Annotated in this window: 21 protein-coding genes and 10 tRNA genes; 29 read left to right on the top strand and 2 right to left on the bottom strand. The window is 40.2% G+C overall.

Going from position 1 to position 20,285, the window contains the following annotated elements; all coding sequences use genetic code 11:
- Positions 1–246: 246 nt before the first annotated feature.
- From N782_RS14555 to N782_RS14545, 3 genes are read left to right on the top strand one after another with little or no spacing between them, the layout of a single operon-like run.
- On the top strand, positions 247–1,203 hold the full coding sequence (locus N782_RS14555) for an AAA family ATPase (RefSeq protein WP_036821618.1): 957 nt from the start codon (positions 247–249) through the stop codon (positions 1,201–1,203).
- A complete protein-coding gene (locus tag N782_RS14550; protein WP_036821612.1) occupies positions 1,203–2,414 on the top strand; it encodes a DUF58 domain-containing protein in 1,212 nt (403 codons plus the stop codon). Before N782_RS14555 ends, N782_RS14550 begins: the two co-directional genes overlap by 1 nt.
- The gene (locus N782_RS14545) at positions 2,411–3,637 is read left to right on the top strand and encodes a DUF4129 domain-containing protein (RefSeq protein WP_036821611.1); all 1,227 of its coding nucleotides are present in this window, start codon (positions 2,411–2,413) and stop codon (positions 3,635–3,637) included. Before N782_RS14550 ends, N782_RS14545 begins: the two co-directional genes overlap by 4 nt.
- Before the next feature lie 66 nt (positions 3,638–3,703).
- On the opposite strand, the gene N782_RS14540 is transcribed toward N782_RS14545, so the two are convergent.
- Entirely contained in the window at positions 3,704–4,471 is a 768-nt protein-coding gene (locus N782_RS14540; protein WP_036821610.1) for a rhomboid family intramembrane serine protease, read from the bottom strand.
- Positions 4,472–4,610: 139 nt separating this feature from the next.
- Here N782_RS14540 and acpS point away from each other — a divergent pair, with 139 nt between their 5' ends.
- The 15 genes from acpS (at position 4,611) to N782_RS14460 (ending at position 17,853) form a co-directional block, all read left to right on the top strand.
- On the top strand, positions 4,611–4,967 hold the full coding sequence (acpS, locus tag N782_RS14535) for a holo-ACP synthase (protein WP_036821608.1): 357 nt from the start codon (positions 4,611–4,613) through the stop codon (positions 4,965–4,967).
- A gap of 76 nt (positions 4,968–5,043) precedes the next feature.
- Entirely contained in the window at positions 5,044–6,564 is a 1,521-nt protein-coding gene (locus N782_RS14530) for a bifunctional ADP-dependent NAD(P)H-hydrate dehydratase/NAD(P)H-hydrate epimerase (RefSeq protein ID WP_036821605.1), read from the top strand.
- Positions 6,565–6,615: 51 nt separating this feature from the next.
- Positions 6,616–7,632: a LolA family protein gene (locus tag N782_RS14525; RefSeq protein WP_036821603.1), complete on the top strand. Its 1,017-nt coding sequence runs from the start codon at positions 6,616–6,618 to the stop codon at positions 7,630–7,632.
- A 235-nt stretch (positions 7,633–7,867) separates the two neighbouring features.
- Positions 7,868–9,040 carry an alanine racemase gene (gene alr, locus N782_RS14520; RefSeq protein ID WP_237582669.1) on the top strand — a complete coding sequence of 391 codons (1,173 nt, stop codon included), beginning with the start codon at positions 7,868–7,870 and terminating at the stop codon, positions 9,038–9,040.
- A gap of 157 nt (positions 9,041–9,197) precedes the next feature.
- Entirely contained in the window at positions 9,198–9,473 is a 276-nt protein-coding gene (locus N782_RS14515; RefSeq protein WP_036821597.1) for a CopG family ribbon-helix-helix protein, read from the top strand.
- 4 nt (positions 9,474–9,477) lie between these two features.
- Entirely contained in the window at positions 9,478–9,828 is a 351-nt protein-coding gene (ndoA, locus tag N782_RS14510; protein WP_036821594.1) for a type II toxin-antitoxin system endoribonuclease NdoA, read from the top strand.
- Between the two features lie 453 nt (positions 9,829–10,281).
- Positions 10,282–11,172: an RsbT co-antagonist protein RsbRA gene (locus tag N782_RS14505; protein WP_202595701.1), complete on the top strand. Its 891-nt coding sequence runs from the start codon at positions 10,282–10,284 to the stop codon at positions 11,170–11,172.
- A gap of 5 nt (positions 11,173–11,177) precedes the next feature.
- Entirely contained in the window at positions 11,178–11,534 is a 357-nt protein-coding gene (locus N782_RS14500; protein ID WP_036821588.1) for an STAS domain-containing protein, read from the top strand.
- 3 nt (positions 11,535–11,537) lie between these two features.
- Positions 11,538–11,939 carry an anti-sigma regulatory factor gene (locus N782_RS14495; protein WP_036821586.1) on the top strand — a complete coding sequence of 134 codons (402 nt, stop codon included), beginning with the start codon at positions 11,538–11,540 and terminating at the stop codon, positions 11,937–11,939.
- 16 nt (positions 11,940–11,955) lie between these two features.
- Positions 11,956–12,966, top strand: coding sequence for a PP2C family protein-serine/threonine phosphatase (locus tag N782_RS14490; RefSeq protein WP_036821580.1), 1,011 nt, complete (start codon positions 11,956–11,958; stop codon positions 12,964–12,966).
- Between the two features lie 69 nt (positions 12,967–13,035).
- On the top strand, positions 13,036–13,371 hold the full coding sequence (locus tag N782_RS14485; protein ID WP_036821578.1) for an STAS domain-containing protein: 336 nt from the start codon (positions 13,036–13,038) through the stop codon (positions 13,369–13,371).
- Entirely contained in the window at positions 13,371–13,850 is a 480-nt protein-coding gene (gene rsbW, locus N782_RS14480; protein WP_036821575.1) for an anti-sigma B factor RsbW, read from the top strand. Before N782_RS14485 ends, rsbW begins: the two co-directional genes overlap by 1 nt.
- The gene (gene sigB / locus N782_RS14475) at positions 13,822–14,613 is read left to right on the top strand and encodes an RNA polymerase sigma factor SigB (protein WP_036821573.1); all 792 of its coding nucleotides are present in this window, start codon (positions 13,822–13,824) and stop codon (positions 14,611–14,613) included. Before rsbW ends, sigB begins: the two co-directional genes overlap by 29 nt.
- Positions 14,610–15,209: a SpoIIE family protein phosphatase gene (locus N782_RS14470; RefSeq protein ID WP_084103108.1), complete on the top strand. Its 600-nt coding sequence runs from the start codon at positions 14,610–14,612 to the stop codon at positions 15,207–15,209. Before sigB ends, N782_RS14470 begins: the two co-directional genes overlap by 4 nt.
- A 472-nt stretch (positions 15,210–15,681) precedes the next feature.
- Positions 15,682–17,853: a Tex family protein gene (locus N782_RS14460; protein WP_036821569.1), complete on the top strand. Its 2,172-nt coding sequence runs from the start codon at positions 15,682–15,684 to the stop codon at positions 17,851–17,853.
- Positions 17,854–17,870: 17 nt separating this feature from the next.
- On the opposite strand, the gene cmpA is transcribed toward N782_RS14460, so the two are convergent.
- Positions 17,871–17,984, bottom strand: a complete 114-nt coding sequence (gene cmpA, locus N782_RS21315; RefSeq protein ID WP_152600782.1) for a cortex morphogenetic protein CmpA — start codon at positions 17,982–17,984, stop codon at positions 17,871–17,873.
- 460 nt (positions 17,985–18,444) lie between these two features.
- On the opposite strand from cmpA, the gene N782_RS14455 reads away from it, so the two are divergent.
- From N782_RS14455 to N782_RS14405, 11 genes are all read left to right on the top strand, one after another.
- A complete protein-coding gene (locus tag N782_RS14455) occupies positions 18,445–18,888 on the top strand; it encodes a SprT family protein (protein WP_036821559.1) in 444 nt (147 codons plus the stop codon).
- Between the two features lie 310 nt (positions 18,889–19,198).
- Positions 19,199–19,273, top strand: a tRNA-Asn gene (locus N782_RS14450).
- 2 nt (positions 19,274–19,275) lie between these two features.
- Positions 19,276–19,366 (top strand) — tRNA-Ser (locus tag N782_RS14445).
- A 10-nt stretch (positions 19,367–19,376) separates the two neighbouring features.
- Positions 19,377–19,448, top strand: a tRNA-Glu gene (locus N782_RS14440).
- A 29-nt stretch (positions 19,449–19,477) separates the two neighbouring features.
- A tRNA-Asp gene (locus N782_RS14435) sits at positions 19,478–19,554 on the top strand.
- 4 nt (positions 19,555–19,558) lie between these two features.
- Positions 19,559–19,633, top strand: a tRNA-Gln gene (locus tag N782_RS14430).
- Positions 19,634–19,637: 4 nt separating this feature from the next.
- A tRNA-Lys gene (locus N782_RS14425) sits at positions 19,638–19,713 on the top strand.
- Positions 19,714–19,728: 15 nt separating this feature from the next.
- A tRNA-Leu gene (locus tag N782_RS14420) sits at positions 19,729–19,813 on the top strand.
- Positions 19,814–19,893: 80 nt separating this feature from the next.
- Positions 19,894–19,980: transfer RNA gene (locus tag N782_RS14415), tRNA-Leu, on the top strand.
- Positions 19,981–20,061: 81 nt separating this feature from the next.
- Positions 20,062–20,138: transfer RNA gene (locus tag N782_RS14410), tRNA-Arg, on the top strand.
- 6 nt (positions 20,139–20,144) lie between these two features.
- Positions 20,145–20,221 (top strand) — tRNA-Pro (locus tag N782_RS14405).
- Positions 20,222–20,285 lie beyond the last annotated feature (64 nt).

The following is a 20,285-nucleotide window of genomic DNA, read 5'->3' as shown; positions in this document are numbered from 1 at the left end:
TACTTGTCGTTTTGAAATAATAAATAGGTTGATATTATGGAAAATTCTGATAAAGTGATGTTGCCACGTCCAGCTCCAGCGCCCAGCGACTAGCAAACTTCCTGCACCTCCTTACGATAAGTCAACATCGGATCGCTACCGCTCTCCGTGTTTCCTTTATCTCATACGGAGCCGTCCAGTTTGTACGTCGCTAACCGGGGCGCTTGCGCTTTTGTATTTAAAATACCAACTGTAGGAGGAATCAATATGAATCAAGATCGAAAAGAATCGATAAAGAGAGCAAGGGAGGCTCTTTCTTCCGTAATTTTGGGGAAGGATGAAGTAGTTGAGTTGCTATTTACTGCAATTCTTGCAAAAGGGCATGTGCTGTTAGAGAGTGTCCCTGGATCAGGGAAGACGAAGCTGGCGAAGAGTTTTGCCAAGGTGCTAGATGGTTCTTTTAGTCGTGTTCAATTTACACCTGATGTGTTGCCAAGTGATGTAACGGGCATTCAATTTTATAATCCGAAGACGCATGAATTTGAGCTGAGGGTAGGTCCTGTTATGACGAATATTTTGTTAGCGGATGAAATTAATCGGGCTACGCCTAAAACTCAATCTAGCTTGCTAGAGGTAATGGAGGAGCAACAAACAACGATTGATGGCGAAACAATGTCAATTCCATCTCCTTTTTTAGTGATTGCCACACAGAACCCAATAGAAAGTAATCACGGAACATTTCCACTACCAGAAGCACAGTTGGATCGTTTTTTATTCAAAATCGATATGGGATATCCTTCATTAGCCGAAGAGAAAAACATACTAACAGCTTATCGGGTGGGAGAACCGTTAGAAGAACTTGAAGCTACCTTACATACGGATGACATTTTAGTGTTACAGGAAGAGGTAAAGCAAGTACGTGTTTCCGATGTAGTCCAAGATTACTTGTTAGCACTCGTAAAAGAAACGAGAGACCACACAGATATAGCACTAGGAATTAGTACAAGAGGAGCATTGGCATTGATGAGAGCTTCTCAAGCACGAGCGTTATTAAGAGAGCGAGAGTTTGTTACACCAGAAGACGTGAAAGAGCTTGCTACCAATGTGTTTGAGCATCGGATTGTACTTTCTATGGAAGGTTCTATTAGAAAGACACCGTATCAGGTCGTATATGAACTTGTAGATTCTATTGAAGTGCCAGTGGAAATTGGAGAAGCAACGTAATGCAATGGACCAAGAGTTTAGAGACAAGGGTGAAAGAGTTATATGACATTCTAATCGCTTTCGCAATTGTACTGTTTCTTTCGAGTATTATTTTTAATCGACCGTTTATTTTTATGATTATCGGTGCTTTAGTTGCGTTTATTGTTATTAGTAAGATATACGATCGGCATATCGGGAAACAGTTGTCCCTTGAAAATAAGCAGAGAACGTATAGGTTATTTCCAGGAGAAACAGCAGAAGTATCTGTACCTCTAACGAATAGCTCTCGTCTCCCAATCATTAATGGGCGATTACAATTTCGTGTAGGGAATGGTGTGTTAGGGGAGAGGTTTTTGAAGCTAGAAGAAAAGACGGAAAATCTATATGAAATTCCAATGACACTTGTTAGTAAAGGGGAAACAAAAGCTACTATTCCGTTTTCAGCGCAGAAGCGTGGTGTAACGAGAATAAATCATGTGCGTTACCACTTTCCGCATTTGATTAATTTTGCATCTATTTCGCTATTTTTTAATCCGTTATACAAAACGGAATTTATTGTGTATCCTACTCCATTAATTGTGCACGGGGTGAAGGAACAGTTCTATACGTCTATGGGGTCCCAACGAACGAATTTCTCTCCTTTTGAAGATATATTGAGCCCTGAAGGTACAAGGGATTATGTTCATTCTGATCCTTTTCATCGAATCCATTGGAAGGCTTCTGCAAAAAAACAGACCCTTCAAACGAAGGTGTTTGAGAAGAACTGGGAATTTACGTATTCGTTTGTTATAAATATTACTTCAGAAACCCGTTTAGGGAACACATATACATCCAAACAACTAGAATCTATTCTTTCCCAGGTAACCTACATGTGTCAGATGGCTACGGAGAAGGGGTATCCATATGAAGTGTTTATTAACCTAAGTAAACCTGGTAACCCGCCCTATTATTATTTATATGAGGGAACTGGAAACAAACAACTAAGAGAAGCATTGGAGCTTATCGCTCGAATTAGAGCCGATGAAATGACTATCCCTATCCGTCGGATGTTGCATCGCGTAGATCAAACCTTGTACAAACCAAAGACGATTGTGTTCTTTGGTGAATTGAATTCAGATGTAGTGGAATATGGGGGTAGATGGAAATCGAATGGTATGAGGGTATTTCATGTGAAAGAGATAGAAGGCGGGGCTACGTTAATTGAAGGAGTAGGACAGGAGGTAGGAGTATGAATGAAGCAAACATCAAGTATGTTCGAACCTATCAGTTTTTAGGAGAGGGCTTTCTACTTTATTTCTTGCTCATACCAATCTACCTTCTAACAGACAATCCTATTCCGTTTTGGAGCTATCTGTTCTTATTGCTAGCAACCAAAGTTTTTTTAACGATACTACTGTCTTTTACAACAACGTATATTCCGTTCATTTTATATGTTCCTATTGCTGCCTTCATGCTCATTGCTTTTTTCCACTACCCTGTGTTTATAGGCATACCACTTCCGTTTGTATTAGCATGGCGTTATGCCTTACATGAACAAGGGGTAGGTATGGAAAGTGAACGGCCCTTACTATTTACGACACTATTGTTGTTAATAATTGATACGCTCTTCATACAAGCGATCTCTCTTTACATTATGGCCTTGCTTCAATTCATTGTGCTGATCTTTGGTTACCTTGCAAGCAATGTAATACCAGTAACTAAGGAAGATAAGGGAGTTCTTCCTACGTTCTATGTCTTGTTTGGAATATTTCTAGCTATAACATTTGTGGTCACGATGTTATTTGAAACGATATCGTCTGGATTCTTTGCTGTAAGTTCCGCCATTGTGTCAGCTCTATCCTATATCGTATTATCTTTTGTGAAGTTATTAGGTCTGATGGGGCTAAATATGGAGTCTGCGCAAGATTGGTTCGCCTCGTCTGGTATGGAGAATAGCTCAATGATGCAGGCTTTGCAGCAAGTTTCCCAAGGGGAGGACCGATCTAAAGAAGCGGCTAGTGAATATTCGGACAAGGTGGTTGAATCAACCTATTGGGGAATCATAGCGGTGGTCGTGGTGGTTATCGTCATCATTGGTATTTACTTGTTAAACCGAAAATTGAAGCGAGAACGATTAGATGAGGAAGAAGAAGAAGGTCTTACGTACGGAAAAGTAAGTGGAGAGTCTAAAAACCCATTTAAAAAGAATTTCTTTAGCCGTTTTACGAACAAGCCGAATGAGCCTGTGCGCCAGCTGTTCTTTGACTTTGAAGCGTTTGCCCATAAAAAAGGATTTGGACGAAAGCAATCGGAAACGATAGAAGACTGGTTTGAACGACTGGATGTTCCTTATGCAGATGTTGCCTTATACCAGAAAGTTCGATACGGAGAAGAAACGTTAACAGAAGATGAGGTTAAAAGGTTTAAAGAGGATCTATCAAGATTAAGAAACGCATTATCAAATAAGTCTCAGTAGAAGCGATACCTAGAAAAAGAACACCGACTAAATAATAAAATGGTCGGTGTTCTTTTTCTATCCAAACTAAACTAACCGTGCCAGTAATCCCAATAAGACTAAAATAATCAACCCACCCCATAAGAGCTTCGGTAAAAACTTTCTCCACGGCAATCTACGCTTGTTCCAGCGATTTGGGTCGAAGCCAATATCTGTATCTGTATAGCTTTTGCGAGTTGGAGCGTTACGGTATGGGGAATAGGGTCTTGCCCTAGCTAATACAATTGGAGCTAGAAGTACCCCGCCGAGTAAGCCAAACATATGGCCATACACATTGATTCCAGGGCGGATAATCGTCATAATCACACCGATTACGGCAATCGTCAGGACAACCTGTGCATTGGCTTGGTCGATTAAATCTTTTCGAGCATAGATCATGTATAAATAAATACCAAATAGTCCAAAGATAGCTCCAGATGCTCCAAGGTGCGCGTAGATATCAGGACCAAATAGATAGGTTCCGACATTGCCAATGATACCCGACCCAAGGTAAGCTACAATAAACTTGGTTTTTCCTAACATTTGCTCTAAGGCTGGGCCAAATAGAACAAGCGAGAATGAATTAAATAATGCGTGGGTAAAGCCAGCATGAAAAAATATCGGTGTAACCAATCGCCAGTACTCCCCTTGCGCGATATATTGGTTCACCCCCAAAGCGGTTCGTTCTAGTTGAGTGAAGATTGGCAGGCCAAGAAAATCAGTCATCAACCATAAAAATAGATGAAGTCCGATTAAGAAGGTAATAATAGGATACGAGCGAATAAATTGTTGAAACGATTCGGTACGAAAAAACATAGTGAGTTCTCCTTATCGTAAATTTCAGTTATCATCATTATACAACGAATGGGCCAAATTCATGTTATAAATAGCCTATCAAATCTATGTATTCACACAAAATCTTACGTGCTTAGCTTCAGTGAAAAGGTGGTATAAAATGATTAGAGGGATTGGAATCGATTTAGTAGAAGTGGAACGAATCTTTACTGCGATGGAAAAAAATAAACGATTTATCAATAGAGTATTAACGGAAGAAGAAGTGTTGTTATTCCAAAACATAAGTGCTACATATAGACGAGCAGAATTTGTGGCTGGACGTTTTGCTGCGAAAGAAGCTTTTGGAAAAGCGATGGGTACAGGAATTGGTAGTACATGTTCCTTCCAAGATATAACGATTTTAAAAAGTGAACAAGGTGCTCCAACCATGAAGGTACGAGGTTGTGATTTCAACATTTGGGTGTCGATTTCACATAGTCAATCTCACGCAATTGCCCAGGTTATTTTGGAGGATTAAAAAAAGCTTGTCAGGCTAGTCTGCATATTCACAAAGTTTGTCTCATATATTTTAGTGCGGGTAGGAGGGAACGAGATTGTATTTTGTCACCGCTCAAGAAATGTACGATACGGACCAATTCGCTATTGAACGTATTGGTGTTGAAGGAAAGCTATTAATGGAGAATGCAGGAAGAGCTGTTGCCGATCAAATAGAGCTTTTTGTATCAGACCAAAAACGATTAGCTGTTTTGATTGGTAAAGGGAATAATGGAGGCGATGGGTTTGTCATTGCCAGGACCCTTTTGCAGAGAGGGTACGATGTTGAGGTGATTGTTTGTGCTTCTCCGTCTGAAATCAAAGGAGATGCAGCCTATCATCGTGACGTGTTCCGTAATAGCGGATTTACATTCACAAGGTATGAGGATGTAGAGAACCTGGGACACTCTCTTAAGGAAAAGGATGTTCTGATTGATGCGTTGCTTGGAATCGGGGTCAAAGGTGCGATTCGATCTCCATATAATCAGCTCATTTCTTTCGTAAATCAATTCGAAGGAGAGGTTATTTCTGTAGATCTCCCTAGTGGTCTTCCGGCTGATGAAGGTGTGAAAGTTGATCAAGCTGTACAAGCGGATCGAACTGTAGTCATTCAGTATCCAAAAGTGTCTGCTTTTCTAGAGCACACAGCTGCTTACTATGGCCGTTGGGAGGTAGTTGATATAGGACTGCCATCTACTGTGATTCAGTCCCAGCAGAGTCAAAAGAGAGTTTGGGCCGAACAAGATGTGAGCAACACATTGCCGATACGAGACGCTTTTTCTCATAAGGGAAAGCATGGTAAGGGGTTAGTAATTGGTGGTGCTGTAGCTATGCCTGGTTCTATCGCTATGACTTCTCGTGCTGCATTACGAGCAGGCGCAGGATTACTTACTGTGGCAACTGTTCAAGAAACAATCACGGCCCTGGCGTCCACTGTTGTGGAGGCAACATATACCACTCTTCCTTCAGAAGGTGGATATATAAGCGATATAGGCAGCGTTGATTTTTCTTATGATGCAATCGCGATAGGAATGGGGATGGGCAGACATAGTGAAGCGGAAAGAATGATCCAAGTAGCATTAGAAAAAACTCAAGGGGCTCTGCTCATAGATGCTGATGGGTTATATGCACTTAAAGGAAATCTTTCTAGTCTTAAAGCACGCCAGAACCCAACTATACTAACACCACATCCTGGAGAGATGGCAACTCTTTTAGATGTATCCATACCTGAGCTTCTCCATCAGCCTTTTGCTTATTCTAAAGCATTTGCAGAAGAATTTCAGGTGTACGTTGTGTTAAAAGGTGCCTTTACGATCATTACAACTCCACAAGGACACCAATGGGTTACTGTAACAGGGAACCCTGGGATGGCCAAGGGTGGAAGTGGTGATGTATTAGCGGGTATTCTTTTGGCGATGGTGATGCAATCCCAAACTGTTGAGGAAGCATTGTGTAATGGCACTTGGATCCATGGTTATACGGCAGATTTATTAGTTCAACATCAGCATTCAACATATGATTTACTAGCTAGCGACTTAATAGAAGGGCTAGCCCAAACGTATCGTGCATTATTGAGGTAGTGGTGAATGCGTTCCCTTTGTCCATTGAAATGAGACAAAGGAGTTGTGATTATGAAAAGAAAAGTGTGGCTATTAATTGTCGCATCCTTGATTCTTGTATTAGCCGCCTGTGGCGAAAAATCCAAGGAAGATGTCGTCAAGTCATTAGATAAAAAGCTAGAGCAAATGACAGGGTATAAGGCACAGGCAACGATGAGTTTGCAAACGGGTGAGGAAGCGCAAAAGTATAATATAGACGTGTGGCATAAGAAGAAAGATTACTATCGTGTGTTATTAAATAACGAAAAAGATCAACAAGGCAGTCAAATCATTCTTCGTAATGAAGAAGGTGTTTTCGTATTGACACCTGCGTTGAATAAAAGCTTTAAATTCCAAAGTGATTGGCCAGAAAATAGCAGTCAGCCTTATCTTTACGGTTCCCTTGTGGCAGATGTGAAGAAAGATTCTGATGCAAAATTCAAATCAACAGAAGAATATTATGTATTTGAAACAAAGACAAACTATCAAAACAGCAAAAACCTTCCTTATCAAGAAATTTATTTTGACAAAAAAGAATTAACACCAGTCATGGTGAAAGTATTAGACAAAGACAGAAAACCGGTTGTAGAAGTTCAATTTACTTCTTTTGAACTAAATCCAACCTTTAATGATGATGCATTTACTACAGAGAAGAATATGACAAGTGGAGTGCTTGGTGTTCCAGTCATGGCGAACCAACAAGAAGCTACGTTCACAGTATTATACCCTGAAACAACAGTTGGAAATGCTGAACTAGAAGAGAAGAAGGAAGTAGACACGAACAATGGCAAGCGTGTGATTCTTACCTTCAAGGGTGATAAATCCTATACGCTAATCCAAGAGTCGTTTGAAACATTACCTGCAAGTGCATCTGTTCCAGTTACGGTTGAAGGTGAACCAGTAAACCTTGGTTATACGATGGGAGCATGGTCCAATTCTACGCTTGAATGGTCACATGCCGGCATGAACTTTACCTTGGCAAGTAAAGATTTAACGAAGGAAGAAATGATTCACATCGCACAATCCGTACAAGGTACTGTAGTTAAATAATAGCATGAACAACTCTAGCAGACTCAGGCATAGAATGTGAGTCTGCTTTTATTTTTTTATATGTATTCCATCTAGTTAAAAGGGATTTCTCACGGTTAGGGAGACGGATTCCATCTAAGTAGTTACCAATGTTTAAAACAAAAGAAATGCTACCTTCTTTATTTTTATTGACATGCTTTTCACCAAAATGAATAATAATAGTAAATAGAGCATGGAAGTGGAGAGGGGATCTTGGTTGGCTATCGAAACGTATTATAGAGATTCCTGGGTAGAAGTTCGTTTAGATTCGATCAAAGATAATATCCAGCGATTACAACAAAACTTAAACAAACAAACAGGTATATATGCAGTAGTGAAAGCAAATGCTTATGGACACGGGGATGTTCAAGTAGCACAAGCTGCCTTAGAAGCTGGTGCTCAGGCACTAGCAGTTTCTTTACTAGATGAAGCTCTGAAACTACGAGAAGAAGGTATAAGCGCTCCAATTTTAGTAATGGGGTGGATACGCCCTCAAGATGTTCATCTCGCAGCCAAGCACGATATTAGTGTGACGGTCTTTCAGGTGGATTGGCTTGAAGAAGTAAAGAGCCAGTCGTTTACTGAACCCATTTCCCTTCATATAAAATGGGATACAGGAATGGGCAGGATAGGCATCCGCACAAAAGAGGAATTGAATAACGTGTTGCAAGCATTCAATGACCCTAGGTTGAAACTTGACGGTGTATTTACTCATTTTGCTACAGCTGATGAGGAAGATGTAAGCTACTTTGAAAAACAACAAGGTCGTTTTGAAGAGCTGTTGGAGGAATTTCAACGGTTATGGAGTGAACCTGTTCAAATTCATACTGGAAATAGTGCAGCTAGCATGAGATTTCCTGATCAAATGCATCACATGGTTCGTTTTGGCATAGGGATGTATGGATTATCTCCTTCATCAGATGTGAAAGCCATAGATTCAATACCGTTAAAGCCTGCTTTTTCACTGCATAGTCAATTAATTCATGTGAAAGAAATGCCAGAGGGAGAATCGATTAGCTACGGAGCAGACTATACGACTAAAGGGAAGGAATGGATTGGAACAATTCCTTTAGGATACGCAGATGGGTGGATTCGAAAGCTACAGGGTATGGATGTCTTAGTTAACGGTAAAAGAGTTCCGATTGTCGGGAAAATATGTATGGATCAGTTTATGATTAAACTAGATCAATACTATCCAGTAGGCACTAAGGTAACGTTGATTGGCAAACAGAAATCTGAAGAAATTGAGATGGATGAAGTTGCAAGCTATGTCGATACTATTAACTATGAAATCCCATGTCTTATTAGCTATCGAGTGCCGAGAATTTACGTGAAAGATGAAAATATTATCGAAATAGAAAACTCCCTTTCTATTGAAGAACTTGAATAACGAAAATTCGAGCGGGATACCCTGAAAATGACAGAAAAAAACGTAATTTGGAACAAAATATTTTAAGAGCCTTTGCAAACCCCCTTTTTGAGTGGTATGATGGGTTTAGAATTAAATCGATTAACTGGTGTTTAGTTGATGGTGGAGGTGCATTTTTGTGTCCGAAAGTTCACAAGAAATCGTAGTTAAATTGCCACAGCATTTATTAAATGAACTAGATGGCATGGTACAACTTGAAAATGGTGATCGGAGCGACTTTATTTATCAAGCGACAAAAATGTATTTGCGTGAGCGTAAGAAACGCCACATTAGAGAAACAATGCGCCAAGGTTATATGGAGATGGCGAAGATAAACTTAAACATTGCTTCAGAAGCTTTTCAAGCTGAAGAGGAGGCAGAAACAACCTGTGAACGCTTAGTGAGCGGGGTGTAAGGGTTTGATCGTGAAAAGAGGCGACGTTTACTTTGCCGATCTATCACCGGTCGTAGGTTCTGAGCAAGGGGGCGTCCGCCCAGTCTTGATCCTTCAAAATGATATCGGTAACCGTTTTAGCCCCACAGTAATTGTGGCGGCCATAACAGCGCAAATACAAAAAGCTAAATTACCAACACATGTCGAAATTGATGCAGAAAAGTACGGATTTGAAAGAGATTCTGTTATCTTACTAGAGCAAATCAGAACAATCGATAAACAAAGACTGACAGATAAGATCACTCACCTTGATGATACGATGATGGGAAGAGTTGACGAAGCATTACAAATCAGCCTGGGGCTCATTGACTTTTAGAAATAAAGCTACTCAACAAGCGAGTAGCTTTATTTTTTTCACTTTCGGAAGGTTAGAGCTTTTTCAGGAGGAACGTATAAGCCAAATTACGCCTCTGTTCACACCAAAGGCTTGCCAATAGGCAAGTTTTCTTTATAGGTGGAGAAAGTATAGGTTTCTGGCATAGACGTCTGGTTCCGGTCCAACGCCGAGGTATAAGTAATGCTTATTTTCTCTTAACAAAAAATGAGCGGTGGTTCATTAATTGAGAAAAGGTCTAATAAAATGAACGGCAAAAATTTCCTTTGTTAGGAAAGTGTAATAATCACGTAATTTTTGTGTTTTTTATTGGCTGTTTTTGTCTCTTGGTGATAGAGTGGTAAGTATAATATTATTTTATAAATATAGCGCATGTTGGTTTACGTTACATAAGTGAAAGTGTGACAATAGATACGGTATAGTGCGATATATCAGATGAACAGGGGGGATTCTCGCGTGGAAACAAACTTAAAGGAAATTGTTCTTAACAATAGTGATGATATAGTTCGAATGTGGTTAGAAGAAATTGAGAAGAACCGCAAACACGATTATACTTCTACTATTTCAGACGAATTATTTGAAAGTACAAATCGGGAGTTTGTAAATGTTATTTTCTCTAGCTTGGAAAAGAAAGGGTTAACAAATGACATTGAAGGCTTTGCAGAACGTCTTATCAACCTAGGATGGCCATTAAGCTACCTTACCGATGGTATGCAGGCGTTTCGCCGAGTTACGATTAATTATATTTTGAGTCAGTCAACGAAAGTAGATACGGATTACTTCTCTGAAATCCTCTCAAAAGTAGATGAATGGGTCGACCCCATCATCAACCAATTAGTGAACGAATATTCTGGTAGTTGGGAAAATATTGTTTCTCTTCAAAAGGTAGCCCTCCAAGAATTATCAGCTCCCTTGATTCCGGTAATGGAAAACATTACGGTCATGCCTTTAATTGGAACAATTGATACGGAAAGAGCAAAACAAATAATGGAGAATCTCTTAGATGGTGTGATCAAACACCATTCTGAAGTTGTGTTAATTGATATTACTGGTGTTCCAGTTGTAGATACCATGGTAGCTCATCATATTATTCAAGCTGCTGAAGCAGTAAGATTAATTGGTTCTACTTGTATACTCGTAGGAATTAGACCAGAAATTGCTCAAACGATTGTGAATTTAGGGATTGACTTAAGCAAATTCCCGACAAAGAGTTCGTTGAGAAAAGGGTTCGAATCAGCGCTTGAAATTACCAATCGACAAATAGTTGAACTAGAAGGTCAACATAAAGACATAGAAGAGCTTATCGACTCTTTAGATGGGGAGTGAACGAAATGAGAGTACCAATTTTAAAACTTCACAATTACCTCTTGATTTCTATACAAATAGATCTTGATGATCAAACAGCAATACAATTTCAAGAAGATTTATTAAATAAAATCCACGAGAGTGGAGCTACAGGTGTGGTTATCGACTTAACCTCCGTAGATATCATTGATTCCTTTATTGCAAAAGTATTAGGGGATGTTGTATCCATGTCAGACTTAATGGGTGCAAAAGTAGTCCTAACCGGCATACAGCCAGCAGTGGCCATGACGTTAATTGACCTTGGCATTCACCTTCAGGATGTACCAACGGCACTAGACTTAGAACAAGGGTTGATTAAACTTCGTCAGGAATTGGAGGACTAGTGCATGGACTTTCAATCCTGTGTGAATATTAAAAAGGAATGGGACATTGTAGGTGCTCGACAGTTAGGGCGAGATATCTCAAAGAAGATTGGGTTTGGTACAGTAGACCAAGCTCGAATTGCTACAGCCATTTCTGAATTGGCCAGAAATATATATTTGTATGCTGGAACTGGTAAAGTCTGTTTTGAAACAATAGAAAATCTAAATGAAAAAGGATTGCGTATTATTGCGATTGATGAAGGTCCAGGAATTCGCGATGTAACGCAAGTAATGGAAGATGGTTTCTCAACATCAGGTGGTCTTGGAGCAGGACTTCCGGGTGTGAAGCGTTTAATGGATGAATTTGATGTAATATCAAGGCAGGGGGAAGGGACTGAAGTAAACGTAGTTAAATGGCTCCGTTAAGAGGGGGAACAAATGGATGAGTACCTTGAAGCTTGATTTGGAAAGCTATAAAGACTTATTGAAACAGTATATTGAGACACAAAATGAACAAGCTCTTTATCGTGCAGAGCAATTCAGTAAACATTCGATCCAACAAAATATAACACCAGACGAGATTATTAATGTTCATATTGAAGCCTTATTGGAGTTGTACCCTGATATTCCTTCAAATATTCAAAGTTCCTTGAATTTTTTACTGGAAACGATGATTTCTTACGGATTAGCTTATCAAGAATATCAGGCTTTGCGTGAAAAACAATTAGAGCTCCAATCTGAAATTTCTGTAGCTGCTAATATGCAACAGACACTACTTTCAACTACAAAGCCTGAGATGAGTGAACTAGACGTAGGGGCCATTAGTACTCCTGCTAAACAAATGAATGGGGATTACTACCACTTTGTTAAAGACCAAGAGGGTTCACTTGGGATTGCGGTAGCTGATGTTATTGGAAAGGGAGTACCGGCTGCGTTATGTATGTCGATGATCAAATACTCCATGGATAGTTTTCCGGATAGTCGAATGGAACCGAGTGTTATATTAGAAGGTATGAATCGTGTGGTTGAGCGTAACGTGGATCCAAGTATGTTCGTGACAATGTTTTATGGTTTGTATGATCCTGATACGCATGAATTTAACTACTCTTCAGCTGGTCATGAACCTGGGTTTTATTACTCCGCCAAAAATGATTCCTTCCACGATATTGAAGCGGAAGGGCTTGTTTTAGGTGTCGATCGTAGTGTGAAATATGAACAATACACTCAGCATCTGGATGTAGGTGATATGGTCGTTCTGTTAACAGATGGCGTAACAGAATGTAGAACAGGAGATCGTTTTATTGAGCGAGATGAAATCTCAGATGTGATTCACCAATACAAACACTTATCCGCGCAAGAAATTACGGAACAAGTTTACCGTCATTTTGAGAGGTTACAGGACTTTCAATTACGTGATGACTTTACAATGATTATTTTACGAAGAGAAGTTTAATCGAATTTCAAAAAGGGTAAATCTAACATGTGGAATACACTATTTAGAGAGTAGGAGGTTCTGTTCCTAATGAACTTAAACATTGATGTTGATCACGAAGGGAATAACAAATACGTTTCACTTTCCGGTGAAATTGATGCTTATACAGCGCCTAAATTAAAAGAAACGATACTTCCGCTAACGCAAGATGCTGAGGCTACAGTTGTAGTGGATTTACAGCAGGTTACGTACATGGACAGTACTGGTTTAGGTGTATTTATCAGTGCACTAAAATCCACAAAAGAATATGGTGGAAACCTTAAATTAATTCAACTACAAGAGCGTGTATATCGTCTATTCAAAATTACAGGCTTAACAGAGGTCATTGATATTGAAACGGATTCAACAGTACGAGGTGGAATGTAATGACGGAGACATTTGATTTTGTTGAAGTAAAAGTACCGGCAAAACCAGAATATGTAGGAGTGGTTCGCCTTAGCATCTCTGGAATCGCTAACCGCATGGGTTTTTCTTATGACGATATTGAAGATTTAAAGGTTTCTATTTCAGAAGCGATTACGAATGGTGTGAAGCATGCTTATAACGAAACAGGTGAAGGAGAAATCACAATTGGTTTCGGCGTATATGAAGATCGCCTGGAAGTTATGGTTGCAGACCATGGTGGAAGTTTTGACTTGAATAAGGTTAAAGAAGATATTGGCCCATACAAAGAAGATGACTCTATCGAAGAGTTGAGGGAAGGTGGGTTTGGACTCTTTTTAATCGATGCCCTGATGGATAAAGTTGAAATCAATAATAAATATGGCGTAATCGTACTTATGACGAAATATCTCCATGAAAATGAGGTGGGGCTCAATGGCGACCAAATCTCAACCACACAATAGACGTGATGGTGAGGTTTATGAATGGATAAAACATCTCCAGGAACACCCTGAAGATGAAGAAGTGCAAGAAAAGATTGTACTCCAGTATGAAGACCTCGTCCAGTCTATAGCAAAAAAGTATTCTAAAAACAGTTCTATACACGAAGACCTTGTACAAGTTGGTATGCTAGGATTATTGGCAGCTATTCGCCGATATGACCCATCTTATGGTAAGTCATTTGAATCTTTTGCTATTCCAACCATTATTGGTGAAATTAAGCGCTTTATTCGTGATAAAACTTGGAGTGTACACGTTCCTCGTCGAATAAAGGAATTAGGTCCAAAGATTAAAAAGGCCAACGAAGACTTAACTACTGAGATGCAACGTTCTCCCTCTGTTGTTGAAATAGCGGATTACCTTGATGTTTCAGAGGAAGATGTATTAGAAACAATGGAGATGGGCAAAAGTTATAAAGCTTTATCCGTTGACCGAAAAATCGAAGCAGATTCAGATGGTAGTACCGTAACAATTCTTGATTTAATCGGTAATCAAGACAAAGGGTATGATCAAATTGATCAACAAATGCTTCTAGAGAAAGTCCTACCTATTCTTTCTGAGAGAGAGCAAGAAATACTGAAATGCACATATTTTGAAAATATGAGCCAGAAAGATACAGGTGAACAGTTAGGTATTTCCCAGATGCATGTTTCACGTCTCCAGCGCCGTGCATTACGTAAATTACGCGAAGCCCTACAGGGTGACAATGCGGAGGCATACTATTGAGTAATGAAAATAAAGTAGAGGTCACCGTTCATCAGGAGCCTAAAAAAGGTAACTATTATTGCGGTGATAGCTACTTTTACCAAGAAACAGAAGAAGAGTTTATTTGTGCTTTAGCAGATGGTTTGGGGAGTGGAGAATATGCTTTGGAAAGCTCTCAGGCTGTAATGGACGTCATTCAGCATCATAAGGATAACCCTATTGATACCATTATCCAAAAGTGCAACGAAGCACTTAGTGATAAAAGGGGAGCCGTGCTAGGAATTCTCCGTATCAATTTTGCAGAGAAGTGGTACTCCTTTACTTCAATTGGTAATATAGGAATTATTATGATGTCTTCAGACGGAAAGAAAAAACGTAACATCCCTTCCGCAGGATACCTTTCTGGATATCCTCGTCCTTACCGGGTTACGCAAGATGAACTAACCCCCAACTCCTTATTCTTCATGTTTTCAGATGGAGTAAACGAGCGTACCCTTTCTTCTAAAACATTTGTCTCTCAAAACCTCAATTACATTATGGAATCCTTTAAACAACAGCAAGCTAAAGTGAACGATGATGACACGACGTTTATCGCTATTAAATATAATGGAGATTAGGCCTTGCTACCTTTTTCAAAAGGGGCAAGGTTTTTTGTTTGAAATTTGTTTGTGATAATAACTGCGGTGAAATGGTTCGCTTTCCGTGGAGGACAATGCAAGCCTCCTCGTTCGGCTACGCCTCTCTGCGGGGTCTCGCATTGTCCCTTCTTCCGCCATTTCCTCCGCCCATCGGTATGTGGGATAACGAATCCGAGGAAGATAGAGCATGGTGGGGGGGGAGTCATTATAACAGTTGATAGGAAAGGGGTATAAGCAATCCTTTGGCCCTTTAGAAGCAATCAAACTATCCTTTAATCCTAATAAGAGGCAGTGACAGCTAAACCCTATATGTATGGCGAAGATGGCTTGCCATGCTCTTGTTGTGTTAATAGAAGTTTATGTGTGTCAGCATGAAGTTTGGAAGCAGTTTTGATATACTTTAAAGAAGTTATAAAAAGAATCGAGATACAATGGAATAGGAGGAAGTGCGTTGAGTAGTGATCACACACAGATTATTCAATGGGTTACAAAAGAAACAGAAATAAAATCTTCACTCATTGAGCAAGTCATCTCATTATTAAATGAAGGGAATACTGTCCCTTTTATCGCCCGGTATCGAAAAGAACAAACAGGTGGGTTAGATGAAGTTCAAATTCATACCATCCAAGAAAAATGGGAGTACGGATTAAATCTTTCTAATCGAAAAGAAGAGGTCCTTCGTTTAATTGAAGAGCAAGGGAAGCTGACAGAGGAGTTAAAGCAGAATATCCTTCAAGCTCAGCAACTTCAGAAGGTAGAGGACCTTTATCGACCATATAAACAAAAACGAAGAACAAGAGCAACTGTAGCAAAAGAAAAAGGTTTAGAGCCACTTGCTCTTTCTTTATGGAAGCATGAGAACATAGATCTTGAAAAAGAAGCTGCTACCTATGTGTCGGAAGAACAAGAACTACATACTGTAGAAGATGTCTTGCAAGGCGTGAATGATATTTTGGCAGAATGGGTCTCAGATGAGCCATCTTATCGTGAATATATTCGAAAGAAGACCTTTGAAAATGGCAGTATTAAAACGGAAGCAAAAGCAAAAGACCAGGAGAAAGACGAAAAAGGCGTTTTTGAGATGTATTATGATTATCAAGAACCCATTCGTGCGATTGCTTCCCATCGTGTTTTAGCAGTCAATCGCGGTGAAAAAGAAGGTATTTTAAAAGTAAATGTTTTGCCACCAACGGAGCTTATATTAGACTACCTACAAAAGAAAGTAGTCAAAGAGGGTGACTCCAGGCAGAGACAGTTATTTGTAGAAGCTATTGAAGATGCCTATAAACGCTTGATTCAGCCTTCTATCGAAAGAGAAATTCGTAACTCCCTATCTGAAGTAGCTGAAGAAAAAGCTATCGATGTCTTTTCTCAAAACGTGAAAAACCTGTTGCTTCAACCACCTTTAAAAGGAAAGATGGTCCTTGGAGTAGATCCGGCCTATCGTACAGGTTGTAAGTTAACGGTGGTAGATGAAACAGGGAAAGTTCATGCTATAAAAGTCGTGTATCCTACGCCTCCAAAAAATGATAAAGCAGGAGCAGAGAACACTATCTTAGGTTTGATTAAGCAACACCCAATTCAGCTTATCGCCATAGGGAATGGTACGGCCTCAAGGGAAACAGAACAATTTGTAGCGGATATGATCCAAAAGCATAACCTGGATATCGCCTACATGATCGTGAATGAAGCAGGGGCGAGTGTATATTCAGCTTCCCCATTGGCTCGAGAAGAGTTCCCTGACTTACAGGTGGAGGAAAGAAGTGCGATATCTATTGCAAGACGTGTCCAAGACCCGCTAGCCGAGCTAGTAAAAATTGATCCTAAATCAATTGGAGTGGGTCAGTATCAACACGATGTTAGTCAAAAGAAATTAAATGACTCATTAACGTTTGTCGTAGAGACAGTGGTAAACCAAGTCGGTGTTAATGCCAATACAGCTTCACCATCACTATTGCAATACGTTTCAGGACTTAGTAAGGCTGTGGCAACAAATGTTGTAAAAGCCAGAGAAGAAAATGGTAAATTCACTAATCGTAAACAGCTCAAAAAGATTCCTCGTCTAGGTGCCAAAACATATGAACAAAGTATTGGTTTCTTACGTATCCCTGATGGTGAAGAGCCTTTAGATCGTACACCAATTCATCCAGAGAGCTATCAAGCGACGAAACAATTGTTAAAGATGGTGGGATGTTCAACAGATGATTTAGGATCAGATCAACTGGAGCAAGAACTGAAACATTTAGATGTACATCAGACGGCTGAACAATTAGATTTAGGAGTACCTACATTACAGGATATTATTAAATCATTAGTGCAGCCTGGTCGAGATCCAAGGGATGATCTTCCTAAGCCATTACTCAAGAAAGACGTATTGTCGATGGAGGATTTAAAACAAGGAATGGAACTCCAAGGGACAGTTCGGAACGTAGTTGACTTTGGTGTGTTTGTAGATATTGGTGTGAAACAGGATGGCCTAGTCCATATATCAAAACTGGCTAAACGGTTTATCAAACACCCTCTCGATGTCGTTGCGGTAGGAGACGTTGTAACGGTTTGGGTAGAGGAAGTGGATGTTCACAAAGGACGCATAGCGCTATCGATGTTAAATCCATCTGAATAAATAGAAAAGAGCACTGCTTACGAGCAGTGTTTTTTTCTATAAAAATACCAGCATTGATTTAAGACTTTGATTTGGTATTTATCTTTTTTATAGTAAGCCTTCATTAATTGACTTTGTAACCAGTTAGGCATGATGTATCCACCTTTCCATGCACTTTTATAATATGAAAATATAGCAAGGAAGAAAGTGTACGTGCAGTTAGAAGCCTTGTTATCTAGGAAATTATAAACGGCTAGAAGTTGTGGACAACTTTGAGAAAGTGAAGTGGCCACGTCCAGTTCCAGCGTCCAGCGACTAGCAAACTTCCTGCACCTCCTTACGATAAGTCAACATCGAATCGCTTACGCTCTTCGTGTTTCCTTTATCTCAAAATGCTTAGAGGAAGTTCGATTAAGATCGCTGCATCGTGCAGCAACATCGAACCAACCCACGTCGTGTGGGCCGCAGCGTGTACGTCGCTACCCGGGCGCTTGCGCTTTTGTTCTTGCATTCGAGGATTGCCATTCAGCAAGTTTTCTTGAAATAAATAATAGTTCGAGTTAATTTAAGATATGTAAACAAATGCCTATACGTGATTAAGGATGTGTGAAAATGGAAGCGGATAGATTACACCAGTGGGTAGATCGGGTATCGAAAGAATGGTTTGATAAGCCCTTCATAGATGAAGTGGTCATGAATAATCGATTGAGAACAACAGGAGGGAGGTATCTTCCGAGGGTAAGAAGGATAGAATTAAATCCTAAGTATTTAAAGGAGTTAGGCGAGAAAGAGTTTGAAGGCATTATCAAACATGAGCTTTGCCATTACCACTTACATATTGAAGGGAAAGGGTATCAGCATCGAGATCCATCGTTCCGAGCATTACTAAAGAAAACAAATTCCCCGAGGTTTTGCACACCTTTACCTTCAAAACAAACGAGGGACTTCCATGAATACCGTTGTGAAAGTTGTGGAACGGTTTTTAAAAGGCAGCGAAGAGTGAATACACAGAAGTTTAGGTGTGGAAAATGTAAAGGTAAGTTAAAAAAGGTATAATAATATATTGACTGGGTGCTGCTACCGTGTTAAATTATTATAGCCGTCAAAAAAAACGGCGAAGTTAATACGAAAACGAAATGATTTTTTTAATGAAAATCATTTGACATTCAGCAATTGCTGTTATAAGATATTTAACGTCGCAAGTTAATGCGAACGGAAAAATAGCTTCAAATAACAACTTCAAAAAAAGTTGAAAAAGCACTTGCATTGCTAGTTGTTTTCTGCTAACATTAGAAAATGTCGCTCCTTGATTTGGAGATGAAATAAAAAGGTATTTTCATTGTATTTATAAAACATTTAAACATATTCCAACGTAGCTCAGTGGTAGAGCTATCGGCTGTTAACCGATCGGTCGCAGGTTCGAATCCTGCCGTTGGAGCCAATGGAGAAGTACTCAAGTGGCTGAAGAGGCGCCCCTGCTAAGGGTGTAGGTCGCGTAAGCGGCGCGAGGGTTCAAATCCCTCCTTCTCCGCCATTTTTATTTTGGCCCGTTGGTCAAGTGGTTAAGACACTGCCCTTTCACGGCAGTAACACGGGTTCGAATCCCGTACGGGTCACTTTACTTAATATCCTTTTCTTGAAAAAAGGTCCGGTAGTTCAGTTGGTTAGAATGCCTGCCTGTCACGCAGGAGGTCGCGGGTTCGAGTCCCGTCCGGACCGCCATTGTTGGGCCATAGCCAAGCGGTAAGGCATCGGTTTTTGGTACCGTGATGCGCTGGTTCGAATCCAGCTGGCCCAGCCAAGAAGAGCCATTAGCTCAGTTGGTAGAGCATCTGACTTTTAATCAGAGGGTCGGAGGTTCGAATCCTCCATGGCTCACCACTATAATCACACTTTGCGGGTGTGGCGGAATTGGCAGACGCGCTAGACTTAGGATCTAGTGTCTCTTGACGTGGGGGTTCAAGTCCCTCCACCCGCACCATTTTAAAAGTAACGCTTTTATGCTGTGGGATTATTGCTGTGACTTACACGGCATTTTATTTTGCTCAATTTTGATATTGAGCGGTCGTGGCGGAATGGCAGACGCGCTAGGTTGAGGGCCTAGTGGGGGTTTACCCCGTGGAGGTTCAAGTCCTCTCGACCGCACCATAACGAAGTTACAGAAAAAATTAAAAAAACCATTGCAAAGCTAACAGTAAAATGGTATTATGAAATATGTCGCTTTAACAAGCGCCCGTAGCTCAATTGGATAGAGCGTCTGACTACGGATCAGAAGGTTAGGGGTTCGACTCCTCTCGGGCGCACCATTTATACGGGAAGTAGCTCAGCTTGGTAGAGCACATGGTTTGGGACCATGGGGTCGCAGGTTCGAATCCTGTCTTCCCGACCAGCGAAAATCTTAATATGCGGGTGTAGTTTAGTGGTAAAACCTCAGCCTTCCAAGCTGATGTCGT

It is taken from the genome of Pontibacillus yanchengensis Y32 (assembly GCF_000770635.1).
GTDB lineage: Bacteria > Bacillota > Bacilli > Bacillales > BH030062 > Pontibacillus > Pontibacillus yanchengensis.
The sequence above is the reverse complement of the archived record's forward strand: the minus strand, read 5'-3'. Positions and strand labels throughout refer to the sequence as shown.